Source organism: Streptomyces sp. 63XJN7_1_ISO-PGPR-S23-121 (assembly GCF_056173025.1).
Genome location: NZ_CM149653.1, coordinates 1,182,217 through 1,201,787 on the forward strand (window position 1 = coordinate 1,182,217; position 19,571 = coordinate 1,201,787).

Sequence of the window (19,571 nt, forward strand, 5' to 3'; positions counted from 1 at the left end):
TCGTCGAAAAAAAAGTTTGCGCATGCCCCGGGAATCCCCATAGGTTCTTGGTCACGGAGAACAGCGGCCTTCCCGGAGGCCCTGGGTCCGTGTTGTACTTGCATATCCGTGGACCGGGTCACACCGGTCCCCCCGAGACGCCGAGAGGAGGCGAGTCCAGTGATCAGCATCAACATCAGCACCACCGCCGGTTCCACCGCCAAACTGACCGATCGCTCGGCCGTCTCCCTGCGCATGCTCGGCGTTTCCAACCCGGGCACCGGTCTGTCCGGCATTCGTGCCGTGCGTCCGGCGTCCGCCTCCGTCGCCCCCGCGGGCCTTCCCGTCCGTGAGCGCGATGAGCGACCGACCGAGGCACTGGAAGCAGCAGTAGCGGCACAGGCTCAGGCCTATGCCTTTACGGCGGCCGGTGCCGGATTCCGGAAGCAGACGACGCAGCACCACCTGATGTGGGCCTTCCGTGGGCCAGAACCCTGGAGTGATCCAGCCTGATCTTCGATCAGGCCGGCGCCTTCAGGGCCGCGGAACCCCACCCGGGATCCGCGGCCCTTCTGTTTTCCCCGAACGGGGAAGACAGCGCGAAGGCGCCTCGGGACAAGAAAAGAACCCGGTACCAAGCCGCAACCGGCCGACCGGCCGGAACGATCAGACGAGGAAGACCACCCGTGCAACTCGAAGCGCACGCCCCGTCCGTACCGCCTTCCGACACGATCCCCAAGCCCGGCTCCACGGAGGACCCCACCTTGATCCCGCTCACCGCGCTCACCGCGCTCGACGACGCCATCGAGAACCTCGGCGTACCCGTCCCCTGCCGTTCCTTCGACCCGGAGGTCTTCTTCGCGGAGTCGCCGGCGGACGTCGAGTACGCCAAGTCCCTCTGCCGTACCTGCCCGCTGGTCGAGGCCTGCCTCGCCGGTGCCAAGGAGCGGCGTGAGCCCTGGGGCGTCTGGGGTGGCGAGCTGTTCGTCCAGGGGGTCGTCGTCGCCCGGAAGCGGCCGCGTGGTCGCCCGCGCAAGAACCCGGTCACGGCATGAACATCACCGGAACGATCGATCGCCCCCTCACGCACGACCCCAAGAAGCAGGCCCCGATGAAGCCGTCCACCGACGAGATCGCAGGCACCGCGCCTGAAGACTTCACCACCAGTGACGCGAAGGACTCGCGTCAGAACAGGACCCGCGAAATGCAACTCATCCCAGAAGCCCTGGCGCGTGCGCATATGCACGAGCGCCTGCATGAGGCCGAGCGGGAACGCCGGGCCATGCGTCTGGCGACCGCCCGCCGGATGCACCGCCGGGCCGAGCGCGCCTCGATGCGCGCCCGGCGCGCGCTCGCCATGGCGGTCATGCAGTAACCGACCACACCCGAAGCGGTGGCCTCCGTCCTGGAGGCGAAGCCTTCCCCGTGGGGGGCCGGTCCGTCCGACGGACCGGCCCCCCACGGGCGTCGGCTCACGCCTCCGCCGCGGCCTCCTCGATCTCGTCCCCGGAGTCGTCATACACGGCGTCGTCCGCGACCTCGTCCTCGGGGACGAAGCCCGCCAGCCACTCCTCCAGCTCCGCACGCAGGCGCACCGTCGCGCCCAGCTGGCACAGCACGCCGATGGTGCTCAGCGTCACGCGGTGGATCAGCAGATAGGCCGGGGGCAGATTGAGCTGCTTGGCCAGCTGGTAGGCGGGGGAGCGGGGGTCGGCGATCCGGGCCGCCTGGCTGCGCATCCAGCCGCGGGTGAAGGTGAACTCGTCGACCCGGGCCGGCTCGATGATCGGCAGGAGATAGTCGAGGACGGCGTCGGGATCCAGCTCTATCGACTCCTTGACGAAGCCCTCCGCGCGGAGCATCTCGTAGACGGCCTCCGCCGAGCCGTCCAGCGTCATCCGCAGCGCCTCGCCGATGGGCTCCGGCAGTCCGCCCGGGAGGCGGTCGACCGTGCCGAAGTCCAGCACACCCAGCCGCCAGTCGTCCTCGCCCTCCGGCCCGCCGGGCAGCAACCGGAAGTTGCCCGGGTGCGGGTCGGCGTGCAGCAGACCGGTGCGGGCCGGACCCGAGAACAGGAAGTGGGCCAGGAGCTGGCCGGCCCGGTTCCGCTGCTCCGGCGTGCCGTCCGCGATGACCTCCGACAGCGGGATGCCGTCGATCCACTCGGTGATCAGGACCTGCTCGCACTCGTGGACCACGTCCGGCACCACGATGTCCGGGTCGTCCGCGAACTCCTCGGCGTGGGCGCGCTGCGCCTGCGCCTCCAGGTCGTAGTCCAGCTCCTCCGAGACCCGGTCCTTCAACTCCGTGATCAGTGGCTTGATGTCCATGCCCGGCACGAGCGGGCCCAGGAGGCGGGCGAAGCGGCTGAGCTGGTTCAGGTCGGACAGCAGGGCCTCGCCGGCGCCCGGGTACTGCACCTTGACGGCCACCTCACGGCCGTCGTGCCACACCGCCCGGTGCACCTGGCCGATCGAGGCCGCCGCGGCGGGCTTGTCCTCGAACTCCAGGAACAGGCCGGGCCAGTCCTCGCCGAGCCGCTGCGCGAGCACGGAGTGCACCGTGCGCGTCGGCATCGGGGGCGCGGCCTCCTGGAGCTTGGTCAGCGCGGCCCGGTAGGGACCGGCGACCTCCTCCGGCAGCGCCGACTCGAAGACGGACAGGGCCTGCCCGAACTTCATCGCCCCGCCCTTCAGCTCGCCGAGCACCTTGAACAGCTGCTCCGCGGTGCGCTGCTGGAGCTGCTGTCCGACGATCTCCGCGGACTCACCCACGATCCGCTTGCCCAGTCCCCACGTCGCCCGCCCGGCGAAGCCGAGCGGGAGCGCGGCGAGCTTGGCGGTCCGGGTGACCGCCTTCCGGGGAAGATCAGACATGCGCCCTCCAAGTCCCAGCCGGCCGCGCCGCCTCTGCCTCACGGCGTACTTCGACTGACGGCCATTGCCCAGCCATTGTCGCGCGCCGGCCCCCGTTCCCGAAGGTGTGTTCCTGCTTACCTTTCCGGGCGGCCCCGCACGGGCACGCGGGGTGCGGCCGCACCGGCCGCGCGCGCCACCGCAGCGCGGGCAGCGAGACCTCCCACCGCGCGCCGGCACTGGAGGGCGTGCGGCCGTCGAGAAAGGCGAGGGTGTGGGCCGCCGCCAGTCCGGCGACGGTAGTGGCCAGCGTCAGGTCGCAGGGCGGCACCTGGCGCTGCCGGCCGGAGCGCCACTGGGCGACCAGCCGCGGCCAGGTGGCGTCGCGGTCGGTGCGGTCCGCGTGCAGACAGCCGGCGCAGCCCGTCTCGCCGGGCAGGACGAGGGGGCCGACGACGCCGGTCCCCTCCACGACCCCGGCGTACAGGTGGGGTGTGCCCGATGCCATGAGGGACTCGGCGTGGGCCGGGTCGGGCGTGTGCGACGCAACGTCGTCGCGCGGGGCGAGGACCACCAGGGAGAAGCCCGGACCGCCGTCCTCCGGCGGAGCCGCCGGGACGCGGCGCGGCGGCCGGTCCGGCGCGGCCCGGCGCACGGCCCGGCGGGACGCCTCGTCCCGGCGGTCGCCGACGGCCTCGGCGGGCAGCCCGCCCGGGGCGACGTCCCAGGGCTCGACGTGTCCGGTGTCCCGCACGTCGACCTCGCCGACGCCGGAGCCCGACAGCAGGCAGGCCAGCACGGCGCCCACCCGGCCCGCGCCCCGCACCCGCACCCGCATCGCGCGCCGGGCGGCCAGGTGCCGGATCGCGTCCCCCGGCCGGGAGGTTGTCAGGGACAGGGACGCGAGGTCGGGGCGGAGCCGGTCGAGGACCTCCTTCTTCTCCCGCAGGGCGTCGGCGGCCGGCCCGCCGCCCCGGGAGTCGTCGAGGAGCCCGGCCCCTGCCAGCCGCTCCACCAGCCGGTCGACATGGCCGTCCGGCAGGTCCATGCGGCGCCCCTCCTCGCGCAGGAGCGCCGGTCCGCGGGTGCCGTTGAGCAGCTCGAGGAAGCTGCCCGTCGCCGTGTCCACCGGGCGAAGCGTCAGCGCGTGCGCCGGCGTCATCCCGAACTGCACGGTGTTGAGATCGCGCCAGCCGCGCCTGAGCGCGGGCTTCACCATCGGATGCATGACCGAACCCCCGTTACTCCTCGAACGTCCCCGTGCGCCGGCGGTGACGGGCCGTGTGGTGGCTGTGGGCCCGGTCACACGTCCGCCGGCGACTGCCAGCATGCACAAAATCGCCGCGGGGCGTCGAAAGTTGTCCACAGGCGGTGGGTGTTCGTCGTACAAGCGGTCGAGCGGATCGGCGCGGAACCGTCCCGGAGCCGGGACTTCCCCGTGCGCAGCGGGTAACGTCGGGGCGTGTCCGCCGACCCACTGCACCGCGCCGGAGCGCCCCAGCGCACGCCGACGAGTCCGCCGCCGAGCGGCACGGGGGCTGGCGCGATCGAGGTGCGCAGGAGCACCCGTCGACGCCGGACGGTCTCCGCGTACCGCGAGGGCGACCGCACCGTCGTGCTGATCCCCGCCCGGATGTCCGAGGCGGAGGAGCGGCGCTGGGTGGGCGTCATGCTGGACAAGCTGGCCGCGCAGGAGAGCAAGCGCGTCCTCGGCGACACCGAGCTGGCCGAGCGCGCCCGTCGGCTGTCGGACCAGTACTTCGACGGCCGGGCCCGGCCCGACTCGGTGCGCTGGGTCACCAACCAGAACACGCGCTGGGGCTCCTGCACCCCGGCCGAGGGCAGCATCCGCCTGTCGCACCGCCTCCAGGGCATGCCCGAGTACGTCGTCGACTACGTACTCCTGCACGAGCTGGCCCATCTGCTCGTCCCCGGGCACGGCCCCCGTTTCTGGCGGCTGCTGGAGGCGTACCCGCGGACCGAGCGGGCCCGGGGCTACCTCGAGGGCGTGGTCGCCGCCGACCGGCTGCCGCACGTGCCCGGCGCCAGGAGCGAGTGACAGGCCCTGCAAGGGGTCCGGTACGGGCGGGCGCGGGTTCTGTACCGGGTGTGTACCGGCATCGTCCGGTGTCAGGGTTTGCCGTTAGCCTGACGCGACGCACTCGCATCCGGATGGGGGACGGTCGTAACGCATGGCCAGGGAATTCCAACGCGGCCACAAGGCCAGGATCAGTGACCTCACCGCGGGCACGGATCTGTACGTAGGCGTGCAGATCTCCGGCCCCGGGCTGAGCTTCGACATCAGCTGCTTCGGACTCGACGCCGACGAACGGCTCTCCGACGACCGGTACTTCGTGTTCTTCAACCAGCCGAAGACCCCCGAGGAGGCCGTCCAGCTCCTGGGTGCGCAGGCGGGCGACACCGAGTCCTTCCGGGTCACCCTGGACAGGATCCCGTCGCACATCCAGAAGCTGTCCTTCACGGCGACGATCGACGGCGCCGGGCAGATGTCGCAGGTCGGCCCCGGATACATCCGGATCGTGGCGGGCGGCGAGGAGGTCGCCCGGTACCCGTTCAGCGGGTCGGAGTTCTCCACCGAGCGTGCGGTGATGCTGGGCGACTTCTACCTGAAGGACGTGTGGCGCTTCGCCGCCGTGGGGCAGGGCTTCGACGGCGGTCTCGAGGCCCTGCTGAGAAACTTCGGCGGCGAGGTGGCCGAGGACGAGGCTCCCGCGCCGCAGCAGCCGCAGCAGCCGCAGGCCGGGGGCGCCGCTCCCGGCTTCGCCCCACCCGCCCAGGCCTCGGCGCCCCCGGCCTTCGGCGCCCCCGCGTCCGCCCCCGCCCCCGCTCCGGCCCCGGCCCCGGCGCCCGCCTCCGCGCCGCAGGGCTTCGCCCCGCCGTCCGGAGCCACGCCGCCCCCGGCGCCCGCGCCCAACGTGCACGCCGCGCCGACCATCGTCGCGCCCCTGCACACCCCGTCCGGCGGCTCCCCGGTGCCGCCCCCGGCCCCGGCGCCCGCGCCGTACGGCCAGCCCGGCCACCAGCAGCCGTACGGCCAGGTCCCCGGCCAGACCGCCCCGCCGCCCCCCGGTTACGGGCAGCCCCCGGCCCCCCAGGCCCCGCCCCCGCCGCCCGGCTACGGCCAGCAGCCTCCGCCGCCCCCCGGCTACGGGCAGCAGGCACCCTACGGCGCCCCCCAGGGCGCGCCGCAGGCCATGCCCCAGGGCGCCCCGCAGGGCCGCGGTGTGGCCGCCGCGCTCCAGCAGTACCGGGAGACGGCGACCGGGCAGCGCTGGACCCAGCAGAACAAGAAGCTGGTCCGCGTGGACCTCGGCGCCGAAGGGCAGCCCGTCCTGGCCCGGCAGGGCAGCATGGTGCTCTACCAGGGCAAGGTCGACTTCAGCTACAAGGGCGCCGGATTCGCCGGCCGGATCGTGGGCAACGCGACCGGCCAGGAGATGCAGCTGATGCGCTGCTCGGGCAAGGGACAGGTGTTCCTCGCCGACAACTCCGCGATGCTCCACCCCATCGAGCTCCAGGGCGACGCCGTGTGCGTCTCCGCCGAGAACGTGCTCGCCTTCGACGAGAGCCTCCAGTACGAGGTCCGTCGCATCGAGGGGCACGGCATCCCCGGCGGCGCGCTGTTCACGATGCAGTTCCAGGGCACCGGCACGATCGTCGTCAAGACCCACGGAGTGCCCGTGGTGCTGCCGGTCACGCCCACGACGTTCGCCGACTGCAACGCCGTGGTCGCCTGGTCGGCCGCCGCCCAGGTCGTCGTCTCCAGCCAGGTGCGGATGCGCCGCAACGCCTACGCCGGTGACACGGGCGAGAGCGTCAACCTGCAGTTCCGGGCGGCCCCCGGCAACTTCGTCGTCGTCCAGCCGTACGAGATCTGAGGGAGAGCCCGACATGAACCAGCCGCTCGCGGGCTACGCCCCGGCACCGGTCACCGCCCGCATGGAGAACCACGGCAACCACATGCTGAAGGTCGCCATGCAGACCGGGCACGACCTCTTCGCGCGCGTGGGCTCGATGGTCGCCTACGAGGGCTTCGTCCAGTACGAACCCAACCCGCCGGCCGTGCGCCAGATCGCCAAGGACTGGATGACCGGCGAGGGCGCGCCCCTGATGAAGTGCTCCGGCGACGGACTGCTCTACCTCGCCGACTACGGCGCGAACGTCGTCGTGATCAACCTCAACGGCGACGGGATCAGCGTCAACGCCACGAACCTGCTCGCCTTCGACGCCCACCTCACCTGGGGCGTCGAGCGGGTCAAGGGACTGGCGAAGTTCGCCGGGCAGGGCCTGTGGAACACGAAGATCTCCGGCCAGGGCTGGGTCGCGCTGACCTCCCGGGGCAAGCCGATCGTCGTCGACTGCGGCGGCGGCGAGGACGAGACGTACGTCGACCCCGACGCGCTCGTCGCCTGGTCCCCGAACCTCAAGGTGAAGGGCAAGCGCAGCTTCAAGGCGCAGTCGCTGATCGGCCGCGGCAGCGGCGAGGCCTACCAGATGGCCTTCTCCGGTCAGGGCATCGTCGTCGTCCAGCCCAGCGAGGACAGCACCGACCGCCTCCGGGTCCGGGGCTGAGGGGGAGCCAGAACATCATGCAGAGCCCGCTTTTCGCGTACAACGACCAGCAGACCCAGGAACGCTGGAGCCTGCAGAACAAGCACATGCTCCGCGTCGCCCTGGACGGCCACGACGACGTGCTCGCCCGGAAGGGCACGATGGTCGCCTACCAGGGCCTCGTCGAGTTCGACGCCGAGTACCAGAGCAACAGCCAGTCACGCGCGCGTGCGCACACCGGTGAGGGCCTGGACCTGATGCGCTGCCACGGGCAGGGCACGGTCTACTTCGCCAACCTCGCCCAGTACATCCATGTGATGGAGGTCGAGCAGGACGGTCTCACCGTGGACAGCAGCTACGTCCTGGCCATGGACTCCTCCCTGCACCACGAGGTCATCGCCGTCGACAGCCTGTACGGCATCTCCGGCTCGGGGAAGTACCAGCTCAACATCACCGGGCGGGGCAGGGTCGCCCTGATGACCTCGGGCGCCCCGCTGCTGATGCAGGTGACGCCCGACAAGTACGTCAACTGCGACGCGGACGCCATCGTCGCCTGGTCGACGGCACTGCGCGTGCAGATGCAGGCGCAGACGCACTCCTCCGGGGTGTGGCGGCGCCGCGGCACCACCGGCGAGGGGTGGGAGCTCAGCTTCATGGGCAGCGGCTTCGCGCTCGTGCAGCCCAGCGAGCTGCTGCCGCCGCAGAACGCCCAGATCGGATCGGGTCTGGCCGCGCAGTACGGCATGGGGCAGCAGGGTGCCCGGGGCCAGAACCAGGGCAACGTCTGGAGCTGACCGGGTGACCCGGCGGTACGGCGAGGGGCGACCGCCCGGGCGGTCGCCCCTCGCCGTACCGCCGCCCGGCGTCTCAGAGCCGCGCGCGGGCGGACCTCACCAGGCGCACGACCGACTCGTCGGCCACGTCCGCGACCTCCCGGTACGGGAACCAGCGCAAGTCGAGCGACTCGTCGCTGATGACCTCCAGGGACCCCTCCGGAGCCACCGCCGCGTACTGCACGTCCAGGTGCCAGGCACAGGGCGTGTGGTGGCGGTCCAGCCGCACGGGACCGCCGGGCAGCAGGGTCAGGCCGGCGATGCCCGACTCCTCCGTGCCCTCGCGCAGGGCGGCGAGCGCCAGCGTCTCGTCGGCCGGCTCGCAGTGGCCGCCCATCTGCAGCCACATGCGCAACTTCCTGTGGAGGGTGAGCAGCACCCGCCCGCGCGACGGGTCGATCACCAGAGCGCTCGCCGTGACGTGCCCGTCGGCGCAGGACTTCCACAGGCCGTCCGGATGTGCCGCGAGATGGTCCAGGTAGACCTGACGCAGCTCGTCCTGGCCCTCGTGGCCCTTGAGGACCAGGACCGCGTCGTCGTGGAGGCTCACTCGGCGTCGTCGCCCTTTCCGTCGGCCTCGTCCTGGTCCTTCTCGTCCTTCTTCGTCGGATCGGTCTTCCCCGCGGCCTCACCGAGCATCTTGTCCAGCTCGGAGAAGTCCAGGTGCTCGCGGTGCACGAAGCCGTCCGGGTCGTCCAGGTCGGTGGCCGTCGGCAGCATGTCCGGGTGGGCCCACAGGGCGTCCCGGCCGTCCACACCGCGCGCGTCCGTCACGGACGCCCACAGACGCGAGGCGTCCCGCAGACGGCGCGGGCGCAGCTCCAGGCCGATCAGCGTGGCGAACGTCTGCTCCGCCGGACCGCCCGAGGCGCGACGGCGGCGCAGCGTCTCGCGCAGCGCGTCCGCGGAGGACAGGCGCGGCTTGGCGGCGGCGTGCACCACCGCGTCCACCCAGCCCTCGACGAGCGCCAGAGCCGTCTCCAGGCGGGCCAGGGCGGCCTTCTGCTCCGGGGTGTCCTCCGGCTGGAACATGCCCTGCTGGAGTGCTTCCTGCAGCTGCTCGGGGTTCTGCGGGTCGAACTGCCCGACCACGTCCTCGAGCTTGGCCGTGTCGACCTTGATCCCGCGGGCGTAGCCGTCGACCGCGCCGAACAGGTGCGAGCGCAGCCACGGCACGTGCGCGAACAGACGCTGGTGGGCGGCCTCGCGCAGGGCGAGGTACAGCCGCACCTCCTCCTGGGGGACGCCCAGGTCCTTGCCGAACGCCTCGACGTTCGCCGGCAGCAGCGCGGCCTTGCCGGCCGGGCCGAGCGGCAGGCCGACGTCGGTGGAGCCGACGACCTCGCCGGCGAGCACACCGACGGCCTGCCCGATCTGGGTGCCGAACATGGCACCGCCCATGGAGCGCATCATGCCGATCAGCGGGCCGGCCATGGCCTGCATCTCCTCCGGCAGCACGTCGCCCATGGCGGTCCCGACACGCTCCGCGACCGGGTCGACGAGCTCGCGCCATGCGGGGAGGGTCGCCTCGACCCACTCCGCGCGGCTCCAGGCCACCGCGGAGCCCGAGCCCGAGGGCAGGGCGGTCGCGTCGTCCAGCCACAGGTCGGCCAGGCGGACGGCCTCCTGGACGGCGCTGCGCTCGGTGGGGCCGACGCTCGCGTCCTTCGTGCCGTCCGGGGTGCCCTGGGCGACCGTCTGGCGGGCGATCTGCTTGGCCATGTCCCAGTTCACCGGGCCGCCCTCGTAGGAGAGCATCTGGCCCAGTTGCTGGAAGGCGGCGCCCAGGTCGGTGGGGTTCATGGAACCGAACATGGCAGCGAACGGGTTGTCCGCACCGGGGCCTCCCAGGCCACCGGCTCCGGACAGCCCGAAACCGAACGGGTTGGCCGGTCCCTGACCACCACCGCTCTGCTGGTCCTTCTTCTTGCCTTCGTCGCCGTCGTCCGGCTCCTCCGGCGGAAGGCCGAATCCGAATGGGGTGTCACTCACGGGGTTCCTCGGCTGGTAGGGCCACCGGTTCTTTCCGGCGGCACGGCTGCCCGACATCACCACCCAGCGTAGACACCCGCGGCGGTTCGGGCCTCGGTGCTTCGCCGGCTGACGGCCTGCGGCAGGATGGATGCCACCTGGTACGTACGCGTCACCCGCGCCCGTACTGAAGACAACCACTGGAGACGCCCGGTGAGTTCCCCAGATCCGCAGGTTCGCGCAGCGCGAAACCAGTCAACCAGTTCCGCCGCGCCCGGCGCGCGCGGGCCCGTCGTCGCGGTCACCGGCGCCGCTTCCGGCATCGGTGCCCTGCTCACGGCGCGGCTGGCCGCGTCCGACGAGGTCAGACAGGTCGTGGCCATCGACGAGCGGCGCGGCGAGTGCGCGGAGGCGCACTGGCACACCCTGGACGTGCGGGACCCGGCCATCGCCGAGAAACTGCGAGGCGCGGACGTCGTGGTGCATCTCGCGCTGGACCTCGATCTGGAGACCGACGCGGCCGCCCGGACGGCTTACAACGTCCGGGGGACGCAGACCGTCCTGACCGCCGCCGCGGCGGCCGGTGTGCACCGCGTCGTGCTGTGCACCTCGGCGATGGTCTACGGCGCGCTGCCGGACAACGAGCTGCCGCTGTCCGAGGACGCCGAGCTGCGGGCCACGGCGGAGGCCACCGGGGTCGGGGACCTGCTGGAGATCGAGCGCCTCGCGCGCCGCGCACCGCGCGCCCATCCGGGCCTGAACGTGACCGTCGTCCGTCCCGCGGTGCTGGTCGGGGGCATGGACACCGCGCTGACCAGGTACTTCGAGTCGCCCCGGCTGCTCGTGGTGGCCGGGTCCCGGCCCGCCTGGCAGTTCTGCCACGTCGACGACCTGTGCAGTGCCCTCGAGTACGCCGTCCTGGAGAAGGCCGACGGGGAGCTGGCCGTCGGCTGCGACGGCTGGCTGGAGCAGGAGGAGGTCGAGGAGCTCAGCGGGATCCGGCGGATGGAGTTGCCGTCGGCCGTCGCACTGGGCGCGGCGGCCCGCCTGCACCGGATCGGACTGACACCCTCCCCGGCCGGGGACCTGGCGTACACGATGTACCCCTGGGTGGTGAGCGGCAGCCGCCTGCACGACGCCGGGTGGCGGCCGAAGTACACCAACGAGGAGGTCCTCGCGGAGCTGCTGGAGGAGGTCGCGGGACGGCACACGGTCGCCGGCCGGCGCCTCGGACGCAAGGACGCGACGGCGGCCGGGGCCGCGGGTGCGACGGTCGCCCTGCTGGGCGCGGCGGCCGTGGTGCGGCGGGCGCGGAAGGCGCGGCGGCGGATCTGACGTGGGCGCCGGCCTGTAGGAGGCTCCAAGGCGCGACGCGCGCGTACCGGGCGATGAGGCTATTCCGTGCTGCGCGCACCGTGGGGCACGATGGGCACATGGCATCCGCATCCACGAGCGACCACCCCGGCGAGCAGGCCGCACCGGACCCCGTCAAGCTGATCGGCATCCGGGACACGCCCCTGTCCGTGGACGAGGTCTTCCGGGCGGTCGGGGACGACGCGGCCGGGGGAACCGTGCTGTTCGTGGGGACCGTGCGCGACCACGACGGGGGCACCGACGTCGACCGGCTCGGATACTCCTGCCATCCCAGCGCCGAGGCCGAGATGCGGCGGATCGCCGAGAAGGTCGTGGCCGACTACCCCGTACGGGCGCTCGCCGCCGTCCACCGTGTGGGGGACCTGGAGGTCGGTGACCTCGCCGTGGTCGTCGCCGTCTCCTGCCCGCACCGGGGCGAGGCCTTCGAGGCCTGCCGCAGGCTCATCGACGACCTCAAGCACGAGGTGCCCATCTGGAAGCACCAGACGTTCTCCGACGGAACCGAGGAATGGGTCGGCGCCTGCTGAGCCGACCGGGCGTCCGCGGACTCGTCGCCACCCTCCGTGCACCCCGTGACTCCGGTTGCGTAACCGGCCCCCCGGCGTGAGCGTTGTCACGGCGGATGGTTAATCTGCTGATCAGTCAGTCGCGGAGCTCGTGGGGTTGGGAGGTCGGCATGGGGGCGCTCGCCTGGTTGCTGATTCCGCTGGTGGCTGCGGTAGGCGCGGGTCTGTGGGGAAGCTGGGCCAACCGGACCCGCAAGATCCGGAGCGACGGTCCGGAGCTCGACGGCTATGCCCGGTTCCGCGAGGCGATGGAGAAGTCCCGCACCGGAGCCTGACGGGTGCCGCCCTGACGGTGCTCCGACAGTCGCGTCCCGTAATGTCGTCCCATGCCACGCCGCACCGCGACGATGCTCGCCTCCACCCTGATGCTGATCGCGCTCCTGTGCGCGGGTGTGTTCATCCCCGTGCCCTACTCGGAGATGTCCCCGGGGCCGACGGTGAACACGCTCGGGGACCACGACGGCGAGCCGGTGCTGCGGATCTCCGGCCACAGGACGTACGACACGAGCGGTCACCTGAACATGACCACCGTCCGGGTCACCAGTGCCGACTACCGGATGAACCTCGTGGAGGCCGTCTACGGATGGTTCGCGCACGACAACCGCGTGGTGCCGCACGACACGCTCTACCCGGACGGCAAGACCGAGGAGGAGGCCACCCAGGAGAACGCCGAGGAGTTCAGCCAGTCCCAGGAGAGCGCCAAGGTCGCAGCCCTGGAGGCACTGGACATCCCGGTGAAGTCCTGGGTGATCGTCTCCACGGTGGTCAAGGGGTCCCCGGCGCAGGGCAGGCTGCACGCCGGTGACGTGATCCGGGCCGTGGACGGCACGGCCGTCGAGGAGCCCGGTGACGTCGCCGACCTGGTGACGAAGCACAAACCCGGCCAGGACGTCGTCTTCACCATCGTGCCCGCCAAGGAGCAGGCCGCCGCGGAGAAGCAGAACCGGACGCCGACGAGGACCGAGAAGGTCACGATCACCACCGCGGCCTCGGACGACGCCGGCGAGAAGCGCGCCATCGTCGGGATCAGCGCGGGAACGGACCACACGTTCCCGTTCTCCGTCGACATCAAGCTCGCCGACGTCGGCGGGCCCAGCGCCGGCCTGATGTTCGCGCTCGGCATCTACGACAAGCTCACGCCGGGCAGCCTCACCGGGGGCGCGTTCGTCGCCGGCACCGGGACGATCGACGACGCCGGCAAGGTCGGCCCGATCGGCGGCATCGGGATGAAGACCATCGGCGCGCGGGAGAAGGGCGCCCGGTACTTCCTGACGCCCGCCGACAACTGCAAGGCCGCCGCCGAGGACACCCCCGGCGGGCTGACCCTCGTGAAGGTCGGCACCATCGACGACGCCATCGGCGCCCTCGACGACATCCGCGCCGGGAAGACCGCCGACCTGCCGAAGTGCACGACCGGATAGACGGTGCCCCGGGCAGCCGCACGGGCCGCCCGGGACCGGCCCGGACTACTCCTCGAAGGTGGCCGTCAGCGCCTGGGCCAGACCGGGCACCAGATCCGCACCCGTGAGGACCTCGGTGGCGGCGTCCTTCTCCCGCAGCCGCAGGGCGGATTCGCGGGCGCCGTCACGCAGCACCGCGACCGTCATACGGACCTCCTGGCGGTCGGGGTGCTCCGCCACCCACCGCGTCAGCTTCTCCCCGTCCAGGTCCGCCGGCACCTGGGCCTCTGCGGACGGCGGCAGCATCAGGCGTTCCACGGCCAGGGCGCAGCCGACCACGGCGTCGGGCCAGGCGATGGTTCCGAGGAAGTCGTCCAGCGGCCGGTCCGCCGGAATCTCGTCCTGCTCGATCGGGGTGAGGCCGGAGCTCTCCGTTTCCTCCTGCAGACCGAGCCGGTCCGCGAGCGTGGGCTGGTCGGCCCGCAGACGTGCGGTGTCGACAAGGGCGAAGAGGCGTGCGGGCTGGTCCCAGCCGAGGCCGGAGACGTACTCGTCGATCTCGAGCACGGCCCGGGTGAGGGGGCTCGCTGCCATGGGGGTGTTGGACATGGTCACAATCCTGCCTCGTTCCTGGGCCGAATCGGGAACCGAGTAAACGATGAGTAAGTTGCATAGGTGTGGGCCCACGATGACGGGGGCGCACGGGGGGCCCGCGAACCCGAGGGCCTGACGGATCAACAGCGACTTCGAGGTGCGCACCTTGGCTTTCCAGATGCCGGACCGAGGCGGAGGCCCGACGGGGCCACGGATCAGAGTGGGTCGCCCGTCCCGGCGTGTCCGCACCCTGCTGATGACGCTCGGTGTCCTCGCCGTGCTCGGCATGGCGTTCACCATGTTCGCGGGCTTCTGGACGGACTGGCTGTGGTACCGGTCGGTCCACTACTCCTCGGTCTTCACGACCACGCTGTGGACCAAGATCGGTCTCTTCTTCGTCTTCGGCCTGCTCATGGCGCTGGCGGTTGGGCTCAACATCTGGCTGGCCCACCGGCTCCGCCCGCCGCTGAGCGCCATGTCGATGGAGCAGCAGAACCTCGACTGCTACCGGATGGGCATCACCCCGTACAAGAAGTGGCTGCTGCTCGGCATCACCGCCCTGGTGGGCCTGATCGCCGGCGCCTCGGCGTCCGGCCAGTGGCGGACCTGGCTGATGTGGGTCAACGGCGTGCCCTTCCACCAGAAGGACCCCCAGTTCAAGCTGGACGTCTCCTTCTACGCCTTCGACCTCCCCTGGTACCGGTTCCTGCTCGGCTTCGGCTTCGCGACCGTGATCATCTCGGTGATCGCCGCGGCGCTCACCCACTACCTCTACGGCGGACTGCGCGTCACCAGCCCGGGCGCGCGCGCCACGGCGGCGGCCACCGGCCACCTGTCGGTGCTCATCGGCGTCTTCGTCGCCCTCAAGGCGGTCGCGTACTGGCTCGACCGGTACGGACTGGCGGTGAAGTCCAGCGACTTCAAGGCCACCGACAACTGGACGGGCCTCAGGTACGTCGACGCCAACGCCTACCTGCCGGCCAAGACGATCCTGTTCTGCATCGCCGTCATCTGCGCGCTGCTGTTCTTCGCCACCCTGTGGCGGCGCACCTGGCAGCTGCCGGTGATCGGCTTCGGCCTCATGGTGCTGTCGGCGATCCTCATCGGCGGTCTGTACCCGGCGCTGGTCCAGAAGTTCCAGGTGCAGCCCAACGAGCAGGCCAAGGAGGCGCCGTACGTCGAGAAGAACCTCGACGCGACGCGCAAGGCCTACGACATCGAGGGCACCCAGGTCACCGAGTACGCCGGCGTGAGCAAGACCGACGACAAGACCCGGCTCCGTGACGACGTCGACGCCACGGCGTCGATCCGCATCATGGACCCGAACGTCATCTCGCCGACGTTCCAGCAGCTCCAGCAGATGCGGAACTACTACGCGTTCCCGAACAACCTGGACGTCGACCGCTACTCCAAGGACGGCAAGGACCAGGACACGGTCATCGGTCTGCGCGAGCTGAACCTGGCCGGCATCCCGAAGAAGAACTGGATCAACAACCACTTCCGCTACACCCACGGCTTCGGAGTGGTCGCCGCCAAGGGCACCCAGGTCGACTCCGAGGGGCGCCCCGTTTTCACCGAGTCCGACCTGCCGTCCAAGGGCGACCTCGGGACGTACGAACAGCGGGTCTACTACGGGGAGAAGACCACCACGTACTCCATCGTCGGCGGTCCCCAGAAGGAGATCGACTACTCCGACGACAGTGGTGAGAAGACCACCAGCTACAAGGGCGACGGCGGGGTGGACCTGTCCAGCCCGATCAACCGGGCCGCGTACGCGGTGGCGTTCAGCGAACCGCAGATCCTCTACTCGGGGGCCATCGGCGAGGGTTCGAAGATCCTCTACAACCGCACGCCGAAGGAGCGCGTCGAGGCGGTCGCCCCGTGGCTGACCATCGACGGCGACGCCTACCCGGCGGTGGTGGACGGCCGCATCCAGTGGATCGTGGACGCCTACACGACGACGAACGGCTACCCGTACGCCTCGCGCACGACGCTCGGCGACACGACCGCCGACTCGCTGACCGCGCGCAACGACTCGCGCGCCGTGGTGGCCCAGCAGAACCAGGTCAACTACATCCGCAACTCGGTGAAGGCGACCGTCGACGCCTACACGGGCGACGTCAAGCTGTACCAGTGGGACACCGAGGACCCGGTCCTGAAGACCTGGATGAAGGCGTTCCCGAACACGGTCAAGGCCAAGAGCGAGATCTCCGACGCGCTGATGGCCCACCTGCGGTACCCGCAGGACCTGTTCAAGGTGCAGCGCGAGCTGCTCACCCGCTACCACGTGAAGGACGCCACGACGTTCCTCAGCGGCAGCGAGGTGTGGCAGGTGCCGGACGACCCGACCAACAAGTCGGGCGACGCGGTGCCGCCGTACTACCTGAGCATGAAGATGCCCGACCAGAAGCAGCAGGCGTTCTCGCTGACGACGACGTTCACGCCCATCGGACGTGACAACCTCAGCGCGTTCATGGCGGTCGACGCGGAAGCGGGCACCAAGGACTACGGCAAGATCAGAGTCCTGAAGCTGCAGACGAGCACGACCGTGAACGGGCCGAAACAGGTCCAGAGCCAGTTCAACTCCGAACAGGACATCGCCGAGTCCATCAGGCTGCTGAGAGGCGGCGACTCGGAGGTCGAGTACGGCAACCTCCTGACGGTGCCGCTCGACGGCGGGCTGCTCTACGTGGAACCGGTCTACGTGCGCGGTGGCGACCTCAAGTACCCGCTGCTGCGGAAGGTGCTGGTGTCCTACGGCGGCAACACCGCCTTCGAGGACACGCTCGACGAAGCCCTGAACAAGGTCTTCGGCGCGAAGGCCTCGGCCACCGAGCCGCCGGACCAGGGCGACGGCACCACCACACCGCCGCCGACGTCCGCCAACCCCACGGTCCAGGACGCGCTGAACGACGCCCAGAAGGCCTTCGAGGCCGGTCAGGAAGCCCTCAAGCAGAACGACTGGACGGCGTACGGCAAGGCGCAGAAGGACCTGGAGGACGCCCTCAAGAAGGCCGAGGACGCGCAGGCGAAGGCCGGGAGCGGCGGAGACAAGAACACCGGCGACAAGAACCAGGGCGGCGCGGCGAGTCCGAGCCCGACACCGGCCGGCAGTGCCGGCGCCGGGTCGGGCGGCGGCTGACCCCACCCGGCGGAGCCCGTCCGAGCTGGTCAAATGCCCGTCCCGCGCCGTGATACGGTTGTGAACACAACGGCGCGGGGTGGAGCAGCTCGGTAGCTCGCTGGGCTCATAACCCAGAGGTCGCAGGTTCAAATCCTGTCCCCGCTACTGAAGTCGTGAGCTACGTGCGAACGACAGCGAAGGCCCGGATCCCGACAGGGATCCGGGCCTTTGTGATGTGCGAACGCATGTGCCGACGGTGGCTACGGCCGCGCCGGTGGGGGGAGTTGGGGTGATCCGTGTTTGACTTGTCTCCCTGTGGGCATGTCGACAAAACGCTGAAGTGACCTCAATGGCTGCGGTATACCAGGTGTACCCGGGTTGCGGGTGGTGCGACGATGGACGTTATGGGGGAGATGGCAGATCTGTTCGAGACGGGGCGTTTTGCGCGGTCGTCCGGCCGGGAGGAAGCCGGGGACGAGGCCCAGGAAGCCGCCGACGAAGCCGCCGAGGAGGTACGCCGGCGGATCGCCGCCGAGGCCGGTGACGTCGAGGCGATGAGCGTGCTCGGGGCCATGCTGCTGCGCCGTGGTGATCTCGACGGAGCCGAGTCCCACCTGCGTGCCGCCACCGCCGCCGGGGACCGCGCCGCCGCCAACAACCTCGGCGTCCTGCTGCACCAGCGCGGCTACGCCGACGAGGCCGCCGGATGGTGGCGGATCGCCGCCGTGGCCGGGTCCTGCCCGGCCGCCCACGCGCTGGGGCGGCACTTCCGCGAGCGCGGCGACGAACCCGCCGCCGAGTACTGGCTCCGCCAGTCCGCCGAACAGGGACACGTGCTGGGCGCCTACGCGCTCGCCGACCTGCTGGAGCACCGCGGCGACGGCTCGGGCGCCGAGCGGTGGATGCGGGCCGCGGCCGAGCGGGGGCACCGCGAGGCCGCGTACCGGCTGGCCCGGACGCTGGACCGGCGTGCGGGCCGGGACCTCGACGACGACGGTCCCGGCGTCGTGCGCTCCGTGACCGAGCGCGGCGTCCGCGGCGACCGGGCCGAGGGCAGCGAGGAGGCCGAGCAGTGGTACCGGCAGGCCGCCGCGCGAGGGCACCGCCGGGCCGCGCTGCACCTCGGGGCGATCCTGGAGAAGCGGGGCGAAGCTCCGGGAGGCCGGGCGCTGGTACCTGACGTCCGCCAAGGACGGCGAGGCGCGCGCGGCCTGCGCGCTGGGCTTCCTGCTGCGCGACGCTGGCGACACCGAGAGCGCCGCCGTGTGGTGGCTGCGGGCCGCGCAGGACGGCGACGGCAACGCGGCCAACGCGCTGGGCGCGCTGCACGCCGAGCGCGGCGAGCCGCAGACCGCCGAGCGGTGGTACCGGGCCGCGCTGGACGCCGGGGACGACAACGGCGCCTACAACCTGGGCCTGCTCTGCGCCGAGCAGGGCCGCACCGCGCAGGCCGAGCAGTGGTACCGGCGCGCCGCGTACGCCGGGCACCGGGAGGCCGCGAACGCGCTGGCCATCCTGCTGCTCCGGGGCGGGGACGCTGCGGGTGCCGAGCCGTGGTTCTCCAAGGCCGCCGAGGTGGGCAGCGTGGACGCCGCCTTCAACCTCGGCATCCTGCACGCCGGACGGGGCGAGGACGTCGCCGCGCTGCGCTGGTACGAGAGGGCCGCCGCCGCCGGACACACGGAGGCGGCGCTGCAGGTCGGGATGGCGCGGCTGCGGGACGGTGACGAGCCGGAGGCGGAGCGGTTCCTGCGGTGCGCGGCGGGGGGTGGCAGCCCGGAGGCCGCGTACCGCCTGGCCACGCTGCTCGACGCGCGCCGGCCGCCGGCACCCGCGCACGAGCTGGGCGAGCCGGCGCAGGAGAAGACCGAGTGCGAGGAGTGGTACGAGCGGGCGGCCTCGCAGGGCCACCGCCGGGCCCAGGTGCGCGTCGGCATGCTGGCCGCGGCCCGGGGCGACGTGGTGGAGGCGGCGCGGTGGTACCGGGAGGCGGCCGAGGCCGGCTCCCGCAACGGTGCCTTCAACCTGGGGCTGCTGCTGGCCCGCGAGGGCAGCGAGCCGGAGGCCGTCGTGTGGTGGCGCCGGGCGGCCGACGCCGGGCACGGACGGGCCGCACTGCGGCTCGCGCTGGTGTGCGCCCGGCGTGGGGAGCTGGACGAGGGGCAGCGCTGGGCCGACCGGGCGGTGTCGCTGGGACCGCGGGAGGTGGCGGAGCGGGCGGCGCGGCTGCGGGACGCGTTGCGGCAGGAACTGTCGGCGTGACGCACGGCGCCGCGCCGAGGGGCGCCGCTGGGCCGCCGGCC

Annotated in this window: 17 protein-coding genes, 1 tRNA gene and 1 pseudogene; 14 read left to right on the plus strand and 5 right to left on the minus strand. The window is 71.8% G+C overall.

The features are described from left to right. Positions 1 to 159 precede the first annotated feature (159 nt). The 3 genes from AC0VYN_RS05505 to AC0VYN_RS05515 all read left to right on the plus strand — a co-directional run bounded on the left by AC0VYN_RS05505 (position 160) and on the right by AC0VYN_RS05515 (position 1,354). The gene (locus AC0VYN_RS05505; protein ID WP_475535022.1) at positions 160 to 492 is read left to right on the plus strand and encodes a hypothetical protein; all 333 of its coding nucleotides are present in this window, start codon (positions 160 to 162) and stop codon (positions 490 to 492) included. A gap of 173 nt (positions 493 to 665) precedes the next feature. Next, positions 666 to 1,034, plus strand: a complete 369-nt coding sequence (locus tag AC0VYN_RS05510; protein ID WP_385473134.1) for a WhiB family transcriptional regulator — start codon at positions 666 to 668, stop codon at positions 1,032 to 1,034. Then, the gene (locus AC0VYN_RS05515) at positions 1,031 to 1,354 is read left to right on the plus strand and encodes a hypothetical protein (protein ID WP_385473137.1); all 324 of its coding nucleotides are present in this window, start codon (positions 1,031 to 1,033) and stop codon (positions 1,352 to 1,354) included. Before AC0VYN_RS05510 ends, AC0VYN_RS05515 begins: the two co-directional genes overlap by 4 nt. A 97-nt stretch (positions 1,355 to 1,451) precedes the next feature. Here AC0VYN_RS05515 and AC0VYN_RS05520 read toward each other — a convergent pair whose 3' ends face one another. Together AC0VYN_RS05520 and AC0VYN_RS05525 are read right to left on the minus strand one after the other, a co-directional pair. Continuing rightward, the gene (locus tag AC0VYN_RS05520) at positions 1,452 to 2,855 is read right to left on the minus strand and encodes an ABC1 kinase family protein (protein ID WP_385473058.1); all 1,404 of its coding nucleotides are present in this window, start codon (positions 2,853 to 2,855) and stop codon (positions 1,452 to 1,454) included. Then, positions 2,848 to 4,062, minus strand: a complete 1,215-nt coding sequence (locus tag AC0VYN_RS05525) for a TOMM precursor leader peptide-binding protein (protein WP_475535023.1) — start codon at positions 4,060 to 4,062, stop codon at positions 2,848 to 2,850. Before AC0VYN_RS05525 ends, AC0VYN_RS05520 begins: the two co-directional genes overlap by 8 nt. 234 nt (positions 4,063 to 4,296) lie before the next feature. On the opposite strand from AC0VYN_RS05525, the gene AC0VYN_RS05530 reads away from it, so the two are divergent. From AC0VYN_RS05530 to AC0VYN_RS05545, 4 genes are all read left to right on the plus strand, one after another. Further along, positions 4,297 to 4,893: a M48 metallopeptidase family protein gene (locus tag AC0VYN_RS05530; protein ID WP_451690966.1), complete on the plus strand. Its 597-nt coding sequence runs from the start codon at positions 4,297 to 4,299 to the stop codon at positions 4,891 to 4,893. A 133-nt stretch (positions 4,894 to 5,026) separates the two neighbouring features. Further along, complete coding sequence (locus tag AC0VYN_RS05535; RefSeq protein ID WP_475535024.1) at positions 5,027 to 6,733, plus strand: TerD family protein; 1,707 nt, start codon at positions 5,027 to 5,029, stop codon at positions 6,731 to 6,733. 13 nt (positions 6,734 to 6,746) lie between these two features. Next, positions 6,747 to 7,427 (plus strand): AIM24 family protein, encoded by a 681-nt coding sequence (locus tag AC0VYN_RS05540; protein ID WP_451690970.1) that lies wholly within the window; start codon positions 6,747 to 6,749, stop codon positions 7,425 to 7,427. Positions 7,428 to 7,444: 17 nt separating this feature from the next. Further along, the gene (locus tag AC0VYN_RS05545) at positions 7,445 to 8,200 is read left to right on the plus strand and encodes an AIM24 family protein (protein ID WP_385473074.1); all 756 of its coding nucleotides are present in this window, start codon (positions 7,445 to 7,447) and stop codon (positions 8,198 to 8,200) included. Positions 8,201 to 8,273: 73 nt separating this feature from the next. On the opposite strand, the gene AC0VYN_RS05550 is transcribed toward AC0VYN_RS05545, so the two are convergent. Next, entirely contained in the window at positions 8,274 to 8,789 is a 516-nt protein-coding gene (locus AC0VYN_RS05550) for an NUDIX hydrolase (protein WP_475535025.1), read from the minus strand. After that, complete coding sequence (locus tag AC0VYN_RS05555; protein ID WP_475535026.1) at positions 8,786 to 10,231, minus strand: zinc-dependent metalloprotease; 1,446 nt, start codon at positions 10,229 to 10,231, stop codon at positions 8,786 to 8,788. Before AC0VYN_RS05555 ends, AC0VYN_RS05550 begins: the two co-directional genes overlap by 4 nt. A 192-nt stretch (positions 10,232 to 10,423) precedes the next feature. On the opposite strand from AC0VYN_RS05555, the gene AC0VYN_RS05560 reads away from it, so the two are divergent. The 4 genes from AC0VYN_RS05560 to AC0VYN_RS05575 all read left to right on the plus strand — a co-directional run bounded on the left by AC0VYN_RS05560 (position 10,424) and on the right by AC0VYN_RS05575 (position 13,571). Beyond that, positions 10,424 to 11,545, plus strand: coding sequence for an SDR family oxidoreductase (locus AC0VYN_RS05560; protein ID WP_385471945.1), 1,122 nt, complete (start codon positions 10,424 to 10,426; stop codon positions 11,543 to 11,545). A gap of 98 nt (positions 11,546 to 11,643) precedes the next feature. After that, positions 11,644 to 12,111, plus strand: coding sequence for a molybdenum cofactor biosynthesis protein MoaE (locus tag AC0VYN_RS05565; RefSeq protein WP_475535027.1), 468 nt, complete (start codon positions 11,644 to 11,646; stop codon positions 12,109 to 12,111). Between the two features lie 149 nt (positions 12,112 to 12,260). Next, complete coding sequence (locus AC0VYN_RS05570; RefSeq protein ID WP_385471940.1) at positions 12,261 to 12,425, plus strand: hypothetical protein; 165 nt, start codon at positions 12,261 to 12,263, stop codon at positions 12,423 to 12,425. Positions 12,426 to 12,476: 51 nt separating this feature from the next. Then, on the plus strand, positions 12,477 to 13,571 hold the full coding sequence (locus AC0VYN_RS05575; protein ID WP_475535028.1) for a YlbL family protein: 1,095 nt from the start codon (positions 12,477 to 12,479) through the stop codon (positions 13,569 to 13,571). 45 nt (positions 13,572 to 13,616) lie between these two features. Here the strand turns inward: AC0VYN_RS05575 and AC0VYN_RS05580 are convergent, their stop codons facing one another. Continuing rightward, a complete protein-coding gene (locus AC0VYN_RS05580; RefSeq protein ID WP_475535029.1) occupies positions 13,617 to 14,159 on the minus strand; it encodes a PPA1309 family protein in 543 nt (180 codons plus the stop codon). A gap of 163 nt (positions 14,160 to 14,322) precedes the next feature. On the opposite strand from AC0VYN_RS05580, the gene AC0VYN_RS05585 reads away from it, so the two are divergent. The 3 genes and pseudogenes from AC0VYN_RS05585 to AC0VYN_RS05595 all read left to right on the plus strand — a co-directional run bounded on the left by AC0VYN_RS05585 (position 14,323) and on the right by AC0VYN_RS05595 (position 19,530). Beyond that, entirely contained in the window at positions 14,323 to 17,286 is a 2,964-nt protein-coding gene (locus tag AC0VYN_RS05585) for a UPF0182 family membrane protein (protein ID WP_475536818.1), read from the plus strand. 73 nt (positions 17,287 to 17,359) lie between these two features. After that, positions 17,360 to 17,433, plus strand: a tRNA-Met gene (locus tag AC0VYN_RS05590). A 230-nt stretch (positions 17,434 to 17,663) separates the two neighbouring features. After that, a pseudogene (locus tag AC0VYN_RS05595) lies at positions 17,664 to 19,530 on the plus strand (tetratricopeptide repeat protein). Positions 19,531 to 19,571: the final 41 nt, after the last annotated feature.